12 protein-coding genes are annotated in these 16,218 nt (G+C 38.7%); 5 read left to right on the top strand and 7 right to left on the bottom strand.

What is annotated here, in order from left to right; translation table 11 throughout:
- Positions 1–801 (top strand): COG1361 S-layer family protein (locus BP549_RS07895; protein WP_292379606.1); only part of this gene is annotated, 801 nt, incomplete at its 5' end.
- A 520-nt stretch (positions 802–1,321) separates the two neighbouring features.
- Positions 1,322–1,993, top strand: coding sequence for a YkgJ family cysteine cluster protein (locus BP549_RS07890; RefSeq protein WP_292379605.1), 672 nt, complete (start codon positions 1,322–1,324; stop codon positions 1,991–1,993).
- A 108-nt stretch (positions 1,994–2,101) separates the two neighbouring features.
- On the opposite strand, the gene BP549_RS07885 is transcribed toward BP549_RS07890, so the two are convergent.
- The 4 genes from BP549_RS07885 to BP549_RS07870 form a co-directional block, all read right to left on the bottom strand.
- Complete coding sequence (locus BP549_RS07885; RefSeq protein WP_292379604.1) at positions 2,102–4,309, bottom strand: CHASE4 domain-containing protein; 2,208 nt, start codon at positions 4,307–4,309, stop codon at positions 2,102–2,104.
- A 203-nt stretch (positions 4,310–4,512) separates the two neighbouring features.
- The gene (locus BP549_RS07880) at positions 4,513–5,367 is read right to left on the bottom strand and encodes a DUF1638 domain-containing protein (RefSeq protein ID WP_292379603.1); all 855 of its coding nucleotides are present in this window, start codon (positions 5,365–5,367) and stop codon (positions 4,513–4,515) included.
- Between the two features lie 406 nt (positions 5,368–5,773).
- Positions 5,774–6,013, bottom strand: coding sequence for a hypothetical protein (locus tag BP549_RS07875; protein WP_292379639.1), 240 nt, complete (start codon positions 6,011–6,013; stop codon positions 5,774–5,776).
- A gap of 92 nt (positions 6,014–6,105) precedes the next feature.
- The gene (locus tag BP549_RS07870; RefSeq protein WP_292379601.1) at positions 6,106–6,510 is read right to left on the bottom strand and encodes a pyridoxamine 5'-phosphate oxidase family protein; all 405 of its coding nucleotides are present in this window, start codon (positions 6,508–6,510) and stop codon (positions 6,106–6,108) included.
- 593 nt (positions 6,511–7,103) lie between these two features.
- Here BP549_RS07870 and BP549_RS07865 point away from each other — a divergent pair.
- Complete coding sequence (locus BP549_RS07865) at positions 7,104–7,829, top strand: fasciclin domain-containing protein (RefSeq protein ID WP_292374787.1); 726 nt, start codon at positions 7,104–7,106, stop codon at positions 7,827–7,829.
- A 259-nt stretch (positions 7,830–8,088) separates the two neighbouring features.
- Here the strand turns inward: BP549_RS07865 and BP549_RS07860 are convergent, their stop codons facing one another.
- Both BP549_RS07860 and BP549_RS07855 read right to left on the bottom strand, forming a co-directional pair.
- A complete protein-coding gene (locus BP549_RS07860; protein WP_292379599.1) occupies positions 8,089–8,529 on the bottom strand; it encodes a pyridoxamine 5'-phosphate oxidase family protein in 441 nt (146 codons plus the stop codon).
- A gap of 515 nt (positions 8,530–9,044) precedes the next feature.
- Positions 9,045–10,034 (bottom strand): GAF domain-containing protein, encoded by a 990-nt coding sequence (locus BP549_RS07855; RefSeq protein ID WP_292374791.1) that lies wholly within the window; start codon positions 10,032–10,034, stop codon positions 9,045–9,047.
- Between the two features lie 439 nt (positions 10,035–10,473).
- On the opposite strand from BP549_RS07855, the gene glgP reads away from it, so the two are divergent.
- Together glgP and BP549_RS07845 are read left to right on the top strand one after the other, a co-directional pair.
- Complete coding sequence (glgP, locus tag BP549_RS07850; protein WP_292379597.1) at positions 10,474–12,150, top strand: alpha-glucan family phosphorylase; 1,677 nt, start codon at positions 10,474–10,476, stop codon at positions 12,148–12,150.
- Between the two features lie 420 nt (positions 12,151–12,570).
- On the top strand, positions 12,571–13,011 hold the full coding sequence (locus BP549_RS07845; RefSeq protein WP_292374795.1) for a hypothetical protein: 441 nt from the start codon (positions 12,571–12,573) through the stop codon (positions 13,009–13,011).
- A gap of 122 nt (positions 13,012–13,133) precedes the next feature.
- On the opposite strand, the gene BP549_RS07840 is transcribed toward BP549_RS07845, so the two are convergent.
- Positions 13,134–16,097: a PGF-pre-PGF domain-containing protein gene (locus tag BP549_RS07840; RefSeq protein ID WP_292379595.1), complete on the bottom strand. Its 2,964-nt coding sequence runs from the start codon at positions 16,095–16,097 to the stop codon at positions 13,134–13,136.
- Between the last annotated feature and the right edge of the window lie 121 nt (positions 16,098–16,218).

Raw genomic sequence — 16,218 nt, 5'->3', positions numbered from 1 at the left:
GCAAAGGAAGAGCCTCTGGAATTTATAATCACAAATACCGGAAACTCACCCCTGAAAAACATGGTAGTTTCCTGGAAAGATCCAAAAGGAGTAATCCTTCCGGTATACTCAGACAATACCAAGTACATCAAATATTTGGAATCTGATGATTCTGTAACCGTTTCCTACTCAGTAATGGCAGATGTAAACGCAAATCCTGGCCTCTATACTCTGGATGTAAATCTCACATTTGAAGACTATGAATCTAATGAAAAAAGTATCCAGACCACAGCAGGTCTTTTTGTTGGTGGAGAAACCGATTTTGATGTTTCTTTTTCTGAAAGTGACCAGGGAGAAATTTCCCTTTCAGTTGCAAACGTGGGCAACAACATGGCCTATTCCGTGAAAGTCTCGGTTCCGGATCAGGACGGATACAAGGTCTCAGGAAGTTCCTCAACTATTGTAGGAAACCTTGAGAAAGGGGACTACACAATTGCATCTTTCAATATTGCAAGCACACAGGAAGATGGCAAGAGTGCAGGTTCTTCATCCAATGTCAAACTCGATGATAACAATTTAACTTCCATGGATTCCGATCCTCTAAAAGTCCAGATTGAATATACGGATGCGAAAGGAGAAAGAATCACGGTTGATAAGGAAGTAAAACTCGAAATGACTGCAGGAAATATGACTGAACAGGGACGAGGAAGGCCTGGAGCGATAGGTAACAGCAGTGGCTTCAGTTCATATCTTGTCTATGTTATTTTAATAGCACTTGCAGTAGCAGGGGTATTCATATATCGCCGAAAAAAACAAGCATAAAGCGAGAAACAATCTGGAATTTTTTTCAGGTTTTTTTGACATTTTTTCTTATTTTAAACTGATTGATCTATGTCCTAAATCTTGCTACTTGCATAAGCAGCGAATTACTTTTGCAACGGTTTCAATGGAAGGTAATGTGTTTTCTTATGAGATATGCTTATGTAAAAATACTTGAAAAAACAGGCTGCCTGTCGAAACTTCCCCGAATAACATAGTTCCAGTCTTATTTAAAACCAAACTCATAATATTTTTCATTGTGTAACTACTCAAAAATGAATCTATCTTATAGAATTTTTATACTATTTATTTTTTTTGGAAGATGAACAGCTCAGAATTGATTTTTTAAAATCTAACCTACTTTTTATTTTTTAATATTAGAATAGGGAGCGCAACCAGGCATACACGTAAATATCACTTATAAAAAATATATGCAATGGAATTCCTTCGGTGAGGGGTTGTTCAGGTCGATTTGTAGGAAATATAATACAAATGTATAGAGGCATACAAAGGGGTTTTTGGGTTGTTATATAAGAAAATACCAGTACAAATGTATGAAAGCTTCCATAAGATATTCAGTGGTAGTAATCAAAATACTTTTAACATATGCAGTGAATGTGGGGGAGCTTGCGAGCATAATAAAATAGGAACGTTGTTACCCGGGGAAGAAGAATATATGGCAAAAAAAATGGGTATAAGTGTTTCGGATTTTAAAATTCGCTTCCTGGATGCTCTGAAAATGGATGATGGAACTTTAATATATGTATTAAAATTAGGAAAGTTGTGTCCATTTTTGAACAAAGAAAATGAGGAATGTGAGTGTCGGGATTTTAAGCCTATATTCTGTAAAATTTATCCTTTAGTTTTTACGCTTGAAGATGAAAAAATAAACTTTATAATTGATAATTGGTGCAAATTATCAAGAAAAAAAGCTTGCAGGCTTTATTTTGAAACCGCTATACCGCTTTTATCAAGACTTGCGATTCCTATTGAATGGCTAAGGCATGTAACTAGCTATGATAATCTCTGCTTTGACTACGATAAACTGAATAAATACAGGCGTGGAAAAAGTAAATATGCGGTTTTTTCGCTGGAAGAATTGTTGAGTTTGCAGAAAGCCGAGACTGAAACTACCAGACTATGTGTTGATTTCGTTCAGGATTTCGTTCAGAAGGTTGAAGAACCTGTTTTTTAATTTTAAGCTGGAGTGATTGAATTCAAGCGCCTGCAGAGGCCTGAATTCACTCTCTAGTAAAATAAAATTTATTTTTTCAGCTTTCTTATATTTTCCACTGTCTATTTTTTAATCCTGTACTTTACTATCTGACTCGGTAGTTCCTTCTTTGCCTTTACCACCTTTTATAGGAATCGCAAAAGCAAAGGTACTTCCCTTTTCAGGCTCGCTCCTGAACCAGATATATCCGCCATGTAGCTGGACAATCTGCTTGACCAGCGAAAGACCAAGTCCGGTTCCCTGAAATTGTTTGGACAAAAAGGAATCAACCTGGCTGAAAGGCTTGAAAAGTTTACTCTGGTCTTCGGGCTTAATTCCAATTCCTGTATCCGTGACCGTTATTTCTACCATATCTCCTTTTTTTCTTGCCCCTATTTTTACAAGCCCATTATCATAGGAGAATTTTATAGCGTTATCAACAAGGTTGTACATTATCTGAACGAATCGTGCTTCATCAGCATATATATTGGAAAGGCTGCTATCCAGGTCGATTTCAATTTGAATATTTTTCCGATCAGCTATAGGTGACAGAAGATTTTTTATTGTGGTAAGCTTACTGGCAAGCTCAAACTGTTTATAACTTAGCTCCATTTTTCCGGCTTCTACTTTAGAGAGATCTAGGATGCCATTTATTAAATTCAGAAGGTGTTTTCCGCTCTTTGAAATGTTTCCGACGGATTTTAACTGTCTTTCATTCAATTCTCCGTACACCTGTTCATACAGAAGGTCCGAGAATCCTATTATGGAGTTAAGTGGTGTTCTCAGTTCGTGGCTTATATTTGCCAGAAATTCACTCTTAGTACGGTTTGCAGCTTCTGCAACTTGTTTTTCCTGAAGAAGGGTTTCTGCAGCTTTACTTTCCGTAATATCCCTGCACATTTTGAGGACCCCTATAATCTTTCCGTCCTCTTCTTCGGTAACAGGGATTGCCTGAACAAACCATACCTTGCCGTCTTTTGCAGTAAATTCTCCTGATTTTTTATTGCCTGCGACGAAAATCTGCTCAAGTCGCAAGTAATCGGATAGCGGGCTACTTATATCAGGAGCATTCTTAAGGCATAAGCCAACTGCTTTTTGAAGGTCTATCTTCATAAATTCAAGAGCAGCTTTGTTCGCCCAGATTATTTTAAGTTCAGGGTCAACGAAAATAGCCAGCTCATTTAGAGAATCAAGCAGGACCTTCTTTTCTCGTTCTTGTGCCTTTAATTCCTGTTCTGCAAGCTCGATTTCATTTAACATCCCGTTTATTTCCCTTGAGAGACGAAAAAGTTCATCGTTGTCTTTAAGAGACAGCCTTTTAGAAAGATCCTTTTCCGACCTGACTTTTGTAACGAAGTTATCAATCCCTATCAACCTTGAGATAAATAACCTATCAAATGCAAACTTAACCCCTACTCCGGTCATGAGAGCAGTTAGCAAAAGGAATAAGTACATATTTTCTAGGGTTTTCTTGCTATTTGAGTAGAGTTTTCTTGGAAAATCCGCTCTTATTATAAGGGCAGGATTGCCTGAAATATCTTCTAATTTAAAGTAACCTGCTATTTTCTCTTTACTGTAAGGTTCAATGACAGGTTTATCTGGAAAATCGGAAAAGTTTTTAAACCTTGATTGAGAGTCAGCACGTAATTCCTCATCGGTTCTATACATTGAAAGAGAGTAGCAGGTAGCATCTTCTAAGGAAGTCAAAAGGGTATTATCAAAATACTTCCCGAAAATTAAAGTACCTCTCATAGGCCCTTGATATTCTGTTGTAAGGATAGAGTGGCACGAAATAAACATAGGATTTTCTTCGAGCAAAACAAAACCACTTATGGTTTCATTTTCTGATTTTGTAAGGAGAGTTCCGTCTTCTACCAGTCTAAGTAGATCCTCAGGGACTGGCACTTCCTTTGAAGTATTATCTATTGATTTTACATAGACCACAGATCCGGATTTATCTACAAAAAGCATCACATTAACCTGGATTCCGGCAAGAGTTTGATTCCGAAGGTTTACCTTTGTATAATTCTGGTTTCTGTCTTCAATAAAACGGTAGGTATCATCCCAGCAGGCCCAATCCTGGTTTATATAATTGAGATATCCCTGTTGGGTCGAAATGGCATTTTGTACCCGTTCTACATTCTTCAATGTGTCCGTTTGTTCAAGCTCCAAAAAGCTCGAAAGCTGCATGTTATGGGTAAGCGTAAACGCAGCCGTAAGAACGCCAAAAATTAGAAAAGTTATTAAAATAACTTTTTTACTAATATCTATTCCGGACACCCCAAAGAATTCACTCATTAGAAAAAGTCTGAAAGTAATATATTATTAATATTAAAAGATGAGAAAGTATATAAATTTTAGCAGATGTTATACAGAGTTTAAGATCAATTAAAGCTTATTCTTCTTTTTCTACCCTTTGACCTGCTGAGTTATCCCTTAATTCTACTTATAGGGCTAACAAGATTTAAATGGACCTTCAATAAAAGCTTAAACCAGCTTTTTTATTGTTTTTCAGTTGCACCGTTTCGGGCATTCAGGTATGACTGTTCGGTAACTTCCAGGCTTCCTTTGAGGTTCACGACTTTCATATCAAAGGCGCAGGCGAACTCTTTAACATTTGCGTGGAAACTCGGGTCATTTATAAATTCGCTATCGATTTTTGCAGCCAGGCAGTAGAGTGGATTTTTCAGGTAGTGCTTGTTGAAGTCTCGGCTCCCATTTTCATTTTCCAGCTTCTTCCAGTTCGAGGCCCACATTGGGGTCAGGTAGATCGTTCCCATACCCTTGAATTCGGCCATGGCCTTGGCGTAAGCTTCGTTTCCTCCAAGTGCCAGACTGATACAGTCCTCTACGGTTTCCCCGTTCCGGTCTTTAAGGAAGAAAAGCTGGCATTTGAGATCCGATAAATCTTCTTCCACTTTTCCAAGTGCATGTCCGCAGGTCCCATAGAAAATCAGGATTCTGTCTGAAAAGGAAGCCATTTCACGGACATTTTTGTAAACTTCAGCCTTTAAGATCTCAATATCAGCATGCAGGCCCAGACTTAACAGGTTTACAACAACGCTTACCTCTTCCCTGAGTTCCCTTTTCTTGCAAAACTTTTTGAAGATCGGAAAGCCTGAAAGAATCCTTGCAGGAGATATGAAATCAGGGTTGCGGTGGCTTTTCAGGAGCATTGGGACGCGGTCCAGAAAGGCTGTCCTTGGGTTACAATTTCTTGATCTGAGCTTGCGAAGGAGTCCTAAACTTTCGCGGCTTTCCACAACGATTAGCTGCTGTAACTCGCGGTCTTTTGATAAGACATGTACAAGCTCGTCTTCGAGCATTCCGCAGGCAATAATGCTCAGTACAGGCATAATTCAGATACTCTTCCTTGCAAATTTTAGTTTCTTGAATCCTTTCAGGTAAATTTCTGTTTGCCGAACTCTTTCTAGTTAATTTTTATTTATGAAATCCTTCTTCGTAACTCTTTGTTCTAGATAATTGTAATGTAACATCCGAGATACTGATAGATCCGCTCCGGAAATAGTATTAAAGATTTGTTTCTATTTAGATAAAAAGAAATAGTAAATAAAAATTATAAAAGATATATGGAGAAAACAACAAAAGAGAGTAAGTGTGAATAGGAAAAAAATAGATACCCGTCTTTTTTAATTCTGTTCAGTTAATTTATTCAATTTTTAGGTATCTATTCTCTGTTTTGCTACGATGAGAGATTAGTATGTTATATCCCTTTATAGCATTGGATTTATTCCCTATCCCTTATTTCTTTTTACCGTTTGGTTTTTGTTTATTTTTTCTTGAATTCACAGGGAGTTTTTTATCAGGGGTGACTCCGTAATATTTTGTCCTTGCGGCTCCCCAGATACAGCCGTTTTTCCCGAATATTTTTAATTCGATATTCTGGATAGCCTTGCAAATTTTGTTTCCCTCTCTTGCACCCTTGCAGACTACACAGAACTTTTCACAAAAAACAGGGGCATCTCCCTTATTTTCAATCATTTCTACACTCCCAACCATAATTTATTTCTCCTATCCGGGAACTTTCGGGTGCTTTATCCAGATATTATGCTAATACGATGCGTTTAATTCGATCAGAGTAATTTCTTTCCTGCGTTAGGGCCGGGAGCGCACTGGAATACATCGCTAATGCTGACTTCTATAAGGTTCTTTGCAGGAAGTCCGGGTTTTGCTGCATTCACGATTGCTTTCATTTTTTCAAATTTTTCTCCGGAACTGATAATTTCGGCTTTACCTTTTATCTGGAAGCAGCCGCCGGTATCTGGCCCCCATACGTAGATTGCAACATTTGGATTTTCTTCAAGGTTTGCCAGGGATTTGGACATGAAATTATCGGAAATCCAGATTGTTTCATCATCTACAAGCTGGCAGAACCCTATAGGCACTACGTTTGGGATTCCTTCTTTTGAGGCCGTAGCTACAGGAAAGATCTTCACCTTTGAAAAAGCAGTTTTCATCTCTTCGTTTAATTTTACCATGGTATCACCATCAAGATGGTTGCAGTATAAATTTATATATTTAAGCGTCAGAATTGTGTATTGAAGGTCAGATTTGTGTATTTTAATAACCTTCTTAGAATAGGTTAAGTCAAGCTTTTTAAGTGATACAGGGGAAAACATTGAGGTTACTATAATATAACCAAGGAGCTTTCAAAAAGCTGCAGTCAAAATCGTGCTCATAAAATGCAGAAGAACTTCTCTAGATCTTGAAAAATACCATATATAAAGCGCTTCTTGAAATTATACATCCAGATTGCGAGAGATAAATTATACTTTTGTTTAAGGGTACAGGTAAATAGAAATTTTGACTTAATAAGTTACTGATGATTAGTAACTCTCCTGCCAGTGAGTTGAGCTAGCTGGGCTTTCCGAGCTTACTAAAGTTTCTAACCAGTTAAATAATCAATACTGATCCGACTTGGTATATACAGAAGTAAATAATAGTTAATTTTTTGACAAGCCTATTTCATTTTTAACAAACATCTTCCTGTAAAAACAGATAGGATTATATAAAAAGAACATATATTGTGATATGTAAATTTCATTATAATGTATATCTTTTAAATATATATTTGGGGGGAAAAGATATTAGAAAATCTGGAATTCTTATAGTCTTACTTTTAGCAGGAATATTATTTGTTTCTGGCTGTGCGGAAAATGCTCAGGACAATAAGACGGGCACCGAGGAAGAAGAACGGGCTTCTCCGGTAGAAGGCACAACTCCAAATTTAACTGAAGTTACAGAACCAGAAGGTGTAGGCGTCGGTCAAGGGTCAATACCCGGTCAGGAAGAAAATTCTCCTATTGAAGGGGAAGAGGGTATAACTCCGGGTGAAGAGGGGCTGGGCCAGGGCAATGAAAGCTTTGCTGAAAATCAAACATCGGGTAATAATCAGACAGTTCAGACTGCCGAAGGGGCGGGATATACCACCTTTGCTTCACTCGTGAGGGCTGCAGGGCTTGAAGACACTCTTAATAACGGTGGACCCTATACGATTTTTGCTCCTACTGATATAGCCTTTGAGAGCCTTCCAGAAGGTATGCTTGATGACCTTAGTAATGATAAAGAGAAACTGAACCGTGTGCTGACATATCACGTGATTATTGGAGAATATATGGCTTCAGATCTTAAAAACATGAATTCTCTGACTTCTCTGGAGACCGGAAAGCTCGCTGTTAATGTCACAGCAGATGGAGCGATAATGGTAGAAAATGCAACTGTTATAGAGCCTGATATCATTGCAGGTAATGGAGTTATACACGGAATTGATAAAGTACTGGTCCCATCAGGAGTCTAAATCCAAATAAGGAACAGAAGCAAAGGTTCTACTTTCAAAGAACATTTAGATTTCCTTCTTTAATTCCTTTTTTACTTTAATTCTTTACTTTTTAAGTATCTATCCTGTCAATTCGCTTTTATTCTGTTTTGTAAGTTAAACTATCATTATGCTTATTTAGTCAAATTTTATTCCGCTTTGTCACTCAAGCTTTTTATTCGGTTTCTCCAATCAAGCCTTTATTTCTTCCAGAACCTTTAGTAAAAGGTAAATACAGGTCTCAGAGATTAACCTGTTCCCTGTACCCGAACTTAACGCTGTAATCAATATAATAGATAACTTCTGGCTCAATTTTTATCATGATACTATCTGGGTCAGGTGGCATGTCTGCAGCAACCGGAAATTTGGCTACCAAAATTTCTCCAACTTCTCGAAGTTCTTTTTCATCCATAACTATCGATGCCTTACCTTCAATTTGAAGGGCTTGCATATCAAACCAGTCAGGATCATCCTCATCGACAGTATATGCTACATACGGATTCTGTAGAATATTCTGGACTTTTCGAGTATTCTTATTGGTTGTCATATATACAACAGCGCCTTCAGACACATATGCCATTGTATGAGCCATTGGTCTACCCTGCGGGCTTACGGTTGCAAGGTTTAGGTAATAGTGATTTGAAAGGTATTCGTGAATCTTATCTTTAAGCTCTTCTGCCATAATCCCCACCAAATTATCATAATTCTCAGCTAAAACCCTATTTGAGTGAATTTTTTCACCGAGTCTGCCAGGATATTGTGAATCTTAAGAATTCTTTCCAATTCCATTATATAATTTTCCAATCCCTTATACAATTCCTAGTCTTCTGATAGATTTTCAGTCCTGTAGTATAAAAAAGGGAAAACTCCATTTATCCTATCTTTCCCCCATACAGTTTAGATGGGCAAAATTTATAAATTTTACTTATATCTTTAGTCAACGGGAATATCTATACAACATATACGTAATTTTTCCCTGGATTAAACCAGAGATAGTAAAGCTAGACTGAAAAAAATCTGATAGAACCTGTGTTTTTCTGAGACTACTCTTTTGACTTTTCCCTTATCCAATTGGAAAGACCATCTTCTTTCCTGAAAAGGCTTTACAAAATGAATAGTATAATTGAAAAATAAATAAACTAGTTGAAAAGGATTTATCTTTAAAAAAGGATTAAAAGAGCAAAAGATAACTATTATTTAAGATTTTTTCTTCTTTCTGCATTCTTTCAGTTTTTCTTCAAGGCGGATACGGGAGATGAAGACGCCAAACTGCGTTGCAATGGTTTCAATGACAGTGCGCACGCTATCCGGAATTTCAAACTCAAGGCTTGAAGCAAGATAAAAAGCTGCAATAACTTCTTTTCCTGATTTTACGGGGATAATTGCGGTAGCCCTGAGATTTTCGTGCCTTAGTGCATCATCTCTTGCCGTAAGAAGTAAGTCTATATGCTGTTTGTAAACCGGCTGCCCTATCATAACAAGTTTTGCATTTGGGGAGTTTGCACTGTAACTGGAGGCATGCTCTACAAAATTCGGGGAGAAGCCGCGGTGGATAGCAAGCGACATATCTCCTGTTTCTTCATCGATAAGATAAATGCCTCCTGCATTGATTTCGTCTATTTGAAGGCAGGAATCCAGCAGTTTCTCAAGGGTCTCGTTTAGGGAACTGGAAGTGCTGAGTGCGATGCCAAGGTCTCTCTGGATATAGAGCAGTTTTTCTTTCCTCTTCCGCTCAGTGATATCCAGGACTATTCCCTTAAGGTATTTTACAATCCCGTTTTCATCGGCTTCAATGAAAGTCCTTTCATCAACCCAGCGTGCTTCGCCTGATTTAGTCAGGATGCGGTACTCCTGGGAAAAATCCACGTAATCTTCTTCTATCCTCCTTAAGAGTTCCCTTTCCACTCTCTCCAGGTCATCAGGATGTATAATATTGCCGTACATGACTTTTCCGGATGTAAACTCTTCTACGGTATATCCGAATTTCTTTATGTTTTCGGAGACAAACTCGGCAGGCCAGTACTTCTCCGGTCTCCAGAGGAAAACTGTGACAGGAACCTTATTTATTACTGATATAAGTTCCTTTGCCATCTCCAGAGCGTTGCATAACGCTACCTCATTCAGGTATTTACAGGCTTTTTGCCTGCCATTCCCATTCTTAGCCGAGTTCGAAATCACTTTGGGCATCTAATTCTCCGTAAATTAAAATCTCTTACAGAAAGCTCCAAATGTATTTCCCATATTTACATTTTTTGCTTCTCAAACATACAAGTACCCAATAAATTAAAAAGCTTATGATTTAAGTTTCATAATGCATCAGAACTCTATGACTTGAAAGTAAAGATCTATCTAATGAACCCGTGAAAAGGAATACATGGGGATGAGAAAATCTAAGAGAAAAATATATATGTAATATTGAAACTAGTTGTCAGTTTACTTAATAACCATTTCTATTTCTAGACCCGTTTCATTTTTTGATGATTTGGATAAACCCTTTTTTCTTTTCTGAAGTATAAATTCTGTTTAATCCTATTTTTTAATGGATTTCCTGATCAATTTGATATATCACCGAGGAGATATTTTTTATACATATGTATAAAAAATAAAAAGAGGAGAATTTGAGAACATGGATGAAATTCAGGGAGTATTAAAAGGACAAAAGATTGCTTACTTTTCTATGGAAATAGGGCTTAGCAATGAAATTCCTACTTATGCTGGAGGATTAGGTATACTTGCAGGGGATACTATTAGATCGGCTGCGGACCTGAACATTCCACTGGTAGCAGTAACACTGGTGAGCAATAAAGGCTATTTCAGGCAAATTCTTGATCCTTCCGGAAACCAGATAGAACATACCGAAGAGTGGAACCCTGCTCGTTTTATGACTCTTCTCGCAGAAAAGGTAAGTGTAAAAATTCAAAGCCGAGACGTTAAAGTCAGAGCCTGGCTGTATAATTATAAAAGCCTCACAGGAGGCTGTGTACCCATTATTTTCCTTGATACCGATGTTGAGGAGAACGAATGGGAAGATCGCAGAATTACGGATTTTCTCTATGGGGGAGATCAGCGCTATAGGCTTAAGCAGGAAATAGTACTTGGAATAGGGGGAGTGAGAATGCTTGATGCTCTGGGCTTTAAGGTGAGAAAGTATCATATGAATGAGGGTCATTCAAGCCTGCTCGGTCTGGAACTCCTGAAGTGTAACGGCACCGATCCTGTGAAAGTGAAGGAACTCTGTATTTTTACCACACATACCCCCGTGGAAGCAGGACACGACAAATTCGATTACGGGCTTGTAGAAGACCTCATCCAGGACAAAAAGAGTGTAGATATCCTCAGAAGATTCGGAGGATCTGACCGATTTAATACAAGCCTTTTTGCTCTTAACCTGTCGAACTATGTCAATGGAGTCACAAAGAGGCACAGCATGATCTCAAGCGAACTCTTCCCGGGCTACAAAATTCAGGCGATAACAAACGGTGTCCACTCATATACTTGGACTTCTCCTTACTTCAGGAAACTGTATGACCGCTACATGCCTGGCTGGGCAAATGAGCCTGAACTTCTGGTCAGGATAGATGGAATACCGGATACAGAGATCTGGGAAGCACACTGGAACGCAAAAAAGGCCCTTATCGATGAGGTAAACAAAAGGACAGGAGTAGGCATGGATTATGAAGTTCTGACAATCGGCTTTGCACGGCGCATGACTGCATACAAGCGTGCAACCCTAGTTCTGTCCAACCTTGAAATGCTCAGAAAAATAAACAGGCGGGGAAAAATTCAACTTATCTTTGCAGGCAAAGCCCATCCCCATGACGAAGCAGGAAAACAGCTTATCAGGGATATCTTTAAAGATATAGAAATCCTTAGGGAAGAAATAAAGATTGTTTTTCTGGAAAACTACGATATGGACCTGGCCGCAAAAATGGTCTCCGGGGTCGATATCTGGCTGAACACCCCAATTCGTCCCTATGAAGCCTCCGGCACAAGCGGTATGAAGGCTGCTCACAATGGGGTCGTGAATTTCAGCGTGCTTGACGGCTGGTGGATTGAAGGTTGGATTGAAGGTGTGACTGGCTGGGCAATAGGCCCGCAGCCTGAAGAAAAACTTTCTGAAGAAGAAGCAAAAGCTGCTGAACTCAGCGACCTTTACAATAAGCTGTATTATATTATAGTCCCCATGTACTATGACCGCAAGGATGAATGGTTTAAGCTAATTAACAACTCCATAGGCATGATAGCCTATTATTTCAATAGCCACAGAATGATGAGGCGTTATGTTACACATGCTTATCTATAAATGTACTAAGATTTCTCACAGGGATTTATAATTTTGAATTTCATCCTTCTCATTATTTTTTAGATTCCAGGCGCAGTTTCATCGGGAAACCCTGGGACAGACACGCGTTCCAATCTGAAAGCGCTCGCGGCTACCTCACAGTTCTTCGACCACTGATAAGCAACCAAAAATACCGTTGGATTACCAATCTGAGGAAATGGCTAATTTGTTCTTTGAGGTCAGATCTCAATTTCGGTTACCCTATTTACTCAAAAATCATTACTTCGGTTACCGCGTTTACTCAGAACTTCTTTTTCTGCTACTTTTATATTGAAGTCAGCAGTTTTTATATTTATCTTAATATAAATGAATTTTAATAAAAATGGATTCTTATTATTCTTAACGATTATATTGTACAGATGGAAATAAGGGGTAAGAAGGATGAGTAATGCAGTCAGTTTGGCGGAAACCATAGGGAAAAAACAGGAACTGGCAGAAAGGGAAGAAGAGTTTACGAGAGAAGCAATTGAAGACTCAATTAACACTAAGCTTCAAAGACACATAAAAAGAATTCCTAATGGGGAGTTTTTAGAGGCTTTAAGGGTCAACAAATACTTGTACGTATGCTTAAAGATGCCAATGTTTGAGAACAAGCTGACCAGGATTGGGAGGATGTATACGGAAGCTGTTAACAAAATCTTAACAGAGCAAAACGAAAAAAATTCAGATTGCTTATTGGAAATTGAAACCAATAAAACTACGATTAATTACATTCTAAGATCTAAAAAAAGAGCAGATTGCGTGGGCAATATTATGAATACTTTTGTCATACACATCACTGGAAAAGAAACTGCTGAAAAATCGCCTAAAATATTTGAATAAATTTAAAAGCAATAGTTTTTCTCAAGAAATGTACAGCTTTCAGGAAGAGCCTTTTTCCTTGATATTTTAAAATAAATTAAAATTAGATAGCAGGATTAGTTATCCATACTATCTAACAGTATTTATCTCCTTTTATATAGGAATGCTCCAAGCAGCCCGATAATACAGTAAATTACTTCAAATCCAGGCATCTCATTAGTTTTTTCCTTCTTCTCAGAATTCTGTTCAATATTGGCTGCCATATCTTGAGTATCACTTTCTGTATCTTCTGTTTTGGGTTCAGGCAGTATCTCAACTACATTTTCTTTTCCCGTAAGCTTGCTTGTTATTGCAAAAGGAGAGAATCCTGGGGTTTCGGCTGTGAAATACAGGTATTTATTGTCTTCCTTTAACAGGGTGACTGGAAGTTTATTCCATTTCTTATCACTGTACCTGTTAAGGCTGATTGAAGTCTGGTCAATGCTTTTATCCCGGATCCATGATTTTTCAACTTTGAAACATACAACCGCGTTTTCGATGCTCTTATCTGTTCCGTATCCGCCATTTCCAGCCCAGATATTGAGGTAATTGTAAACCTCTCCTTCGGGAGCGTCCGGCGTAAGCGTAGATTTGCCTTTCAGCATCTCAACAACCGTTGTTGTCTTGCCAGTCGTCTTCTTTGAATCAAAGCTCAAATAAACAATAGCAGTGGCATTCTTTGGGAAATCAAATTTTACAGGGGTTCCGCTTTTTATGTAAGTCTGCGAAAGTTCTTTTACTTTTACATTCTTTGCAGGCTCAGGAGAACCGCCTGCTCCGCCTCCACCGCTACCACCACTGCTGTGGGTGCCTCCTCCACCTGAACCGCCGCTTTCGCCGCTTGAATCACCGCTTCCGCTGCTTGAGTCATTGTTCTCAAGTGCGGTTATTGTAGCTGTTTTTGAAGTGTTTCCGTCGGCGTTGCTCACTACCAGAGTGACTTTATAGGTTCCTGCTGAAAAATAAGTATGTGTTGGGTTCTGCTCAGTCGAACTCGTTCTATCTCCAAAGTCCCAGTTCCATGAGGCTGGAGACCCGGTGCTAGTATCATTAAACTTAACAGTTAACGGGATATTTCCACTTGTTATATTCGAGCGGAAATTAGACAAAGGAGTTTTTGTCGATACTGTTATATAATTTTGTTTTTCAATCGAATTTGATCCTTTGCTATTTTCTACGGTTAATTTAACAGAGTAATTTCCAGCCTTCGAGTATTCATGTACCGGATTCTGGGCTGATGACTTATTTTCATCCCCAAAATCCCAGGACCAGGACTCTGGAAGTCCGGTTGATGTGTCCGTGAACGCTATACATAGTGGCCGATGTCCTTCCGTACAATTACTGGTGAAATCAGCAGATGGAGGTGTCGCATGGATAACCGTAATTGTTTGAATCATCGAATCGCTCGAAACTTCATTTGCTACCGTTAGATTAACCTTATAAACTCCTGGCGTTGCATATGTGTGAACAACATTTGCAGTACTGCTCACAGGCGAACCGTCATCAAAGTCAAGCATTTCAGTGTCCTGGTTGATACTGTAATCCATAAATGTCACGTTTTCTCCGACAAATACACTATTTCGGGAAACCGTGTAGTTTGCAGTGACCTTTGAGAATCTGGGGACTTGTTTCCAGGACGAATTGCCAAGCTCTCCCATACGATAAAATTCACCTCCATTCTGACAGGTATAGTTTAGAATCGAATCCAGTCTTGAGGTTGAAGTCTGGTACGGCCCGGTAACATTTGGAGTAATTGCATGCCCGAATAACACAAGTACGCTCCCTGTTTTTATTGCGTAATCGATTCCATGTTCTATAGACGGCAGGTTGGCACCAATTGACTGGTCGTCGATTTCAATCCCATACAGAAGTTGAGTATCATCCCAATTGTAATAGGCCAGGGTTGTTTCATTTATATTTCCATTTATTATTGTGGGAGCTCTCGTTCGGAGTGTCCGGAAGTATGGGGCTACTGCTGCATCAGTAACTGCATTTCTACTTGAATAGGGGTATGCGAGGGTACAAACCGTATAGCCGTAACGGGTGATTTCTACGATATTCGGTAATATTTCCTGGTCTAGCCACATTTCAGGAGTGTTACTATTTAGAAATCCAACCGAGTCTGCGTGATTATATCCATGCAAAGCTACTTCCCATCCGGCCTCATGCAGTTCCTTCAGTTCTTTTAATTCGATTTCAGACTGTCTTCGGGTATTTATATTATTTACATTAATAGTGCACGTGGCACTATATTTCTGGAAGATTGGTAAATATTGATAACATGATTGAATATGCCCTGAGTCATCCCAAGATAAAGCAATACCTCCGGGTTTACTTAAGTTCTTTATACTATGGAGATCTCTCGCATATAAATCTAAGATTTCGGACGAGTTCAATGTCCTGTTATACACATAAAAAGCATATACTGCCCCGTTTAGCCCGTACGTAGCATCAGAAGATGAGCCTATCGTCCAGTTTTCCGTGATATAGCTCGGGCCTAGAGTCGCAGCCGTATGATCCACGCCTTCTCCATTAGCAAGTCCATTGATGTACAGTTGAGCATGATCACCATCGTATGTTACGATAGCTTCATAATCTTTATCAGGTTGTATGCGAGTTGTACTCGAGCCGTGGATGGACTGGCCGTCTGCATAAATCTCATATGTAAGCAAGGAATTCGTATGGTCAATACTGATCCTGAAGGCGGTATTTCCCTTAGAAACGAGGTATGTATTACGAGCCGGATTGCTTGAATCGTACCGGAAAAACACTCCACAAGTTATATGTGGATCAGTAAATGCCAGTTCGTCATTATTAGTTATTGTTATCCGGTTTTGTCCGTTAAAGTGTCTTCCTATTTGTCCAGTTGGCAGAATAAAGGTTGTACTACCATTATTTATACCGTTGTTCCCGTGTCCCGAATTGTCAATTATAATATCTCCGGTATCTGCAGACCAGTTATAATACACAAGTTGATTTGTATCTGCATTTGCAATGCCGATCAGACTAGTTATTAAGATGAGAAATAAACCATGTCTCACATATGTTTTGAAATTGTGAAATTTCATTGTGTCAGACCTCTTAAATGAAGACAATATTAAGCGTTTTTTCTTTCTTAAGGGATTTAAAAGCCTCCTTTTTCCCATTATGATACAAAAATTCCTTTTTTATGTTATCTAAGAATTTCCC

This window comes from Methanosarcina sp. UBA289 (assembly GCA_002496565.1).
In the GTDB taxonomy this organism is placed as follows: Archaea; Halobacteriota; Methanosarcinia; order Methanosarcinales; family Methanosarcinaceae; genus Methanosarcina.
The sequence above is the reverse complement of the archived record's forward strand: the minus strand, read 5'-3'. Positions and strand labels throughout refer to the sequence as shown.

Excerpts from the sequence above, each read along its gene's own strand:
- BP549_RS07840 (WP_292379595.1), bottom strand. The coding sequence starts at position 16,097 with ATGAAATTTCACAATTTCAAAACATATGTGAGACATGGTTTATTTCTC.
- BP549_RS07880 (WP_292379603.1), bottom strand. The coding sequence starts at position 5,367 with ATGCCTGTACTGAGCATTATTGCCTGCGGAATGCTCGAAGACGAGCTT.
- glgP (WP_292379597.1), top strand. The coding sequence starts at position 10,474 with ATGGATGAAATTCAGGGAGTATTAAAAGGACAAAAGATTGCTTACTTT.
- BP549_RS07875 (WP_292379639.1), bottom strand. The coding sequence starts at position 6,013 with ATGATTGAAAATAAGGGAGATGCCCCTGTTTTTTGTGAAAAGTTCTGT.
- BP549_RS07860 (WP_292379599.1), bottom strand. The coding sequence starts at position 8,529 with ATGGCAGAAGAGCTTAAAGATAAGATTCACGAATACCTTTCAAATCAC.
- BP549_RS07885 (WP_292379604.1), bottom strand. The coding sequence starts at position 4,309 with ATGAGTGAATTCTTTGGGGTGTCCGGAATAGATATTAGTAAAAAAGTT.
- BP549_RS07855 (WP_292374791.1), bottom strand. The coding sequence starts at position 10,034 with ATGCCCAAAGTGATTTCGAACTCGGCTAAGAATGGGAATGGCAGGCAA.
- BP549_RS07870 (WP_292379601.1), bottom strand. The coding sequence starts at position 6,510 with ATGGTAAAATTAAACGAAGAGATGAAAACTGCTTTTTCAAAGGTGAAG.
- BP549_RS07845 (WP_292374795.1), top strand. The coding sequence starts at position 12,571 with ATGAGTAATGCAGTCAGTTTGGCGGAAACCATAGGGAAAAAACAGGAA.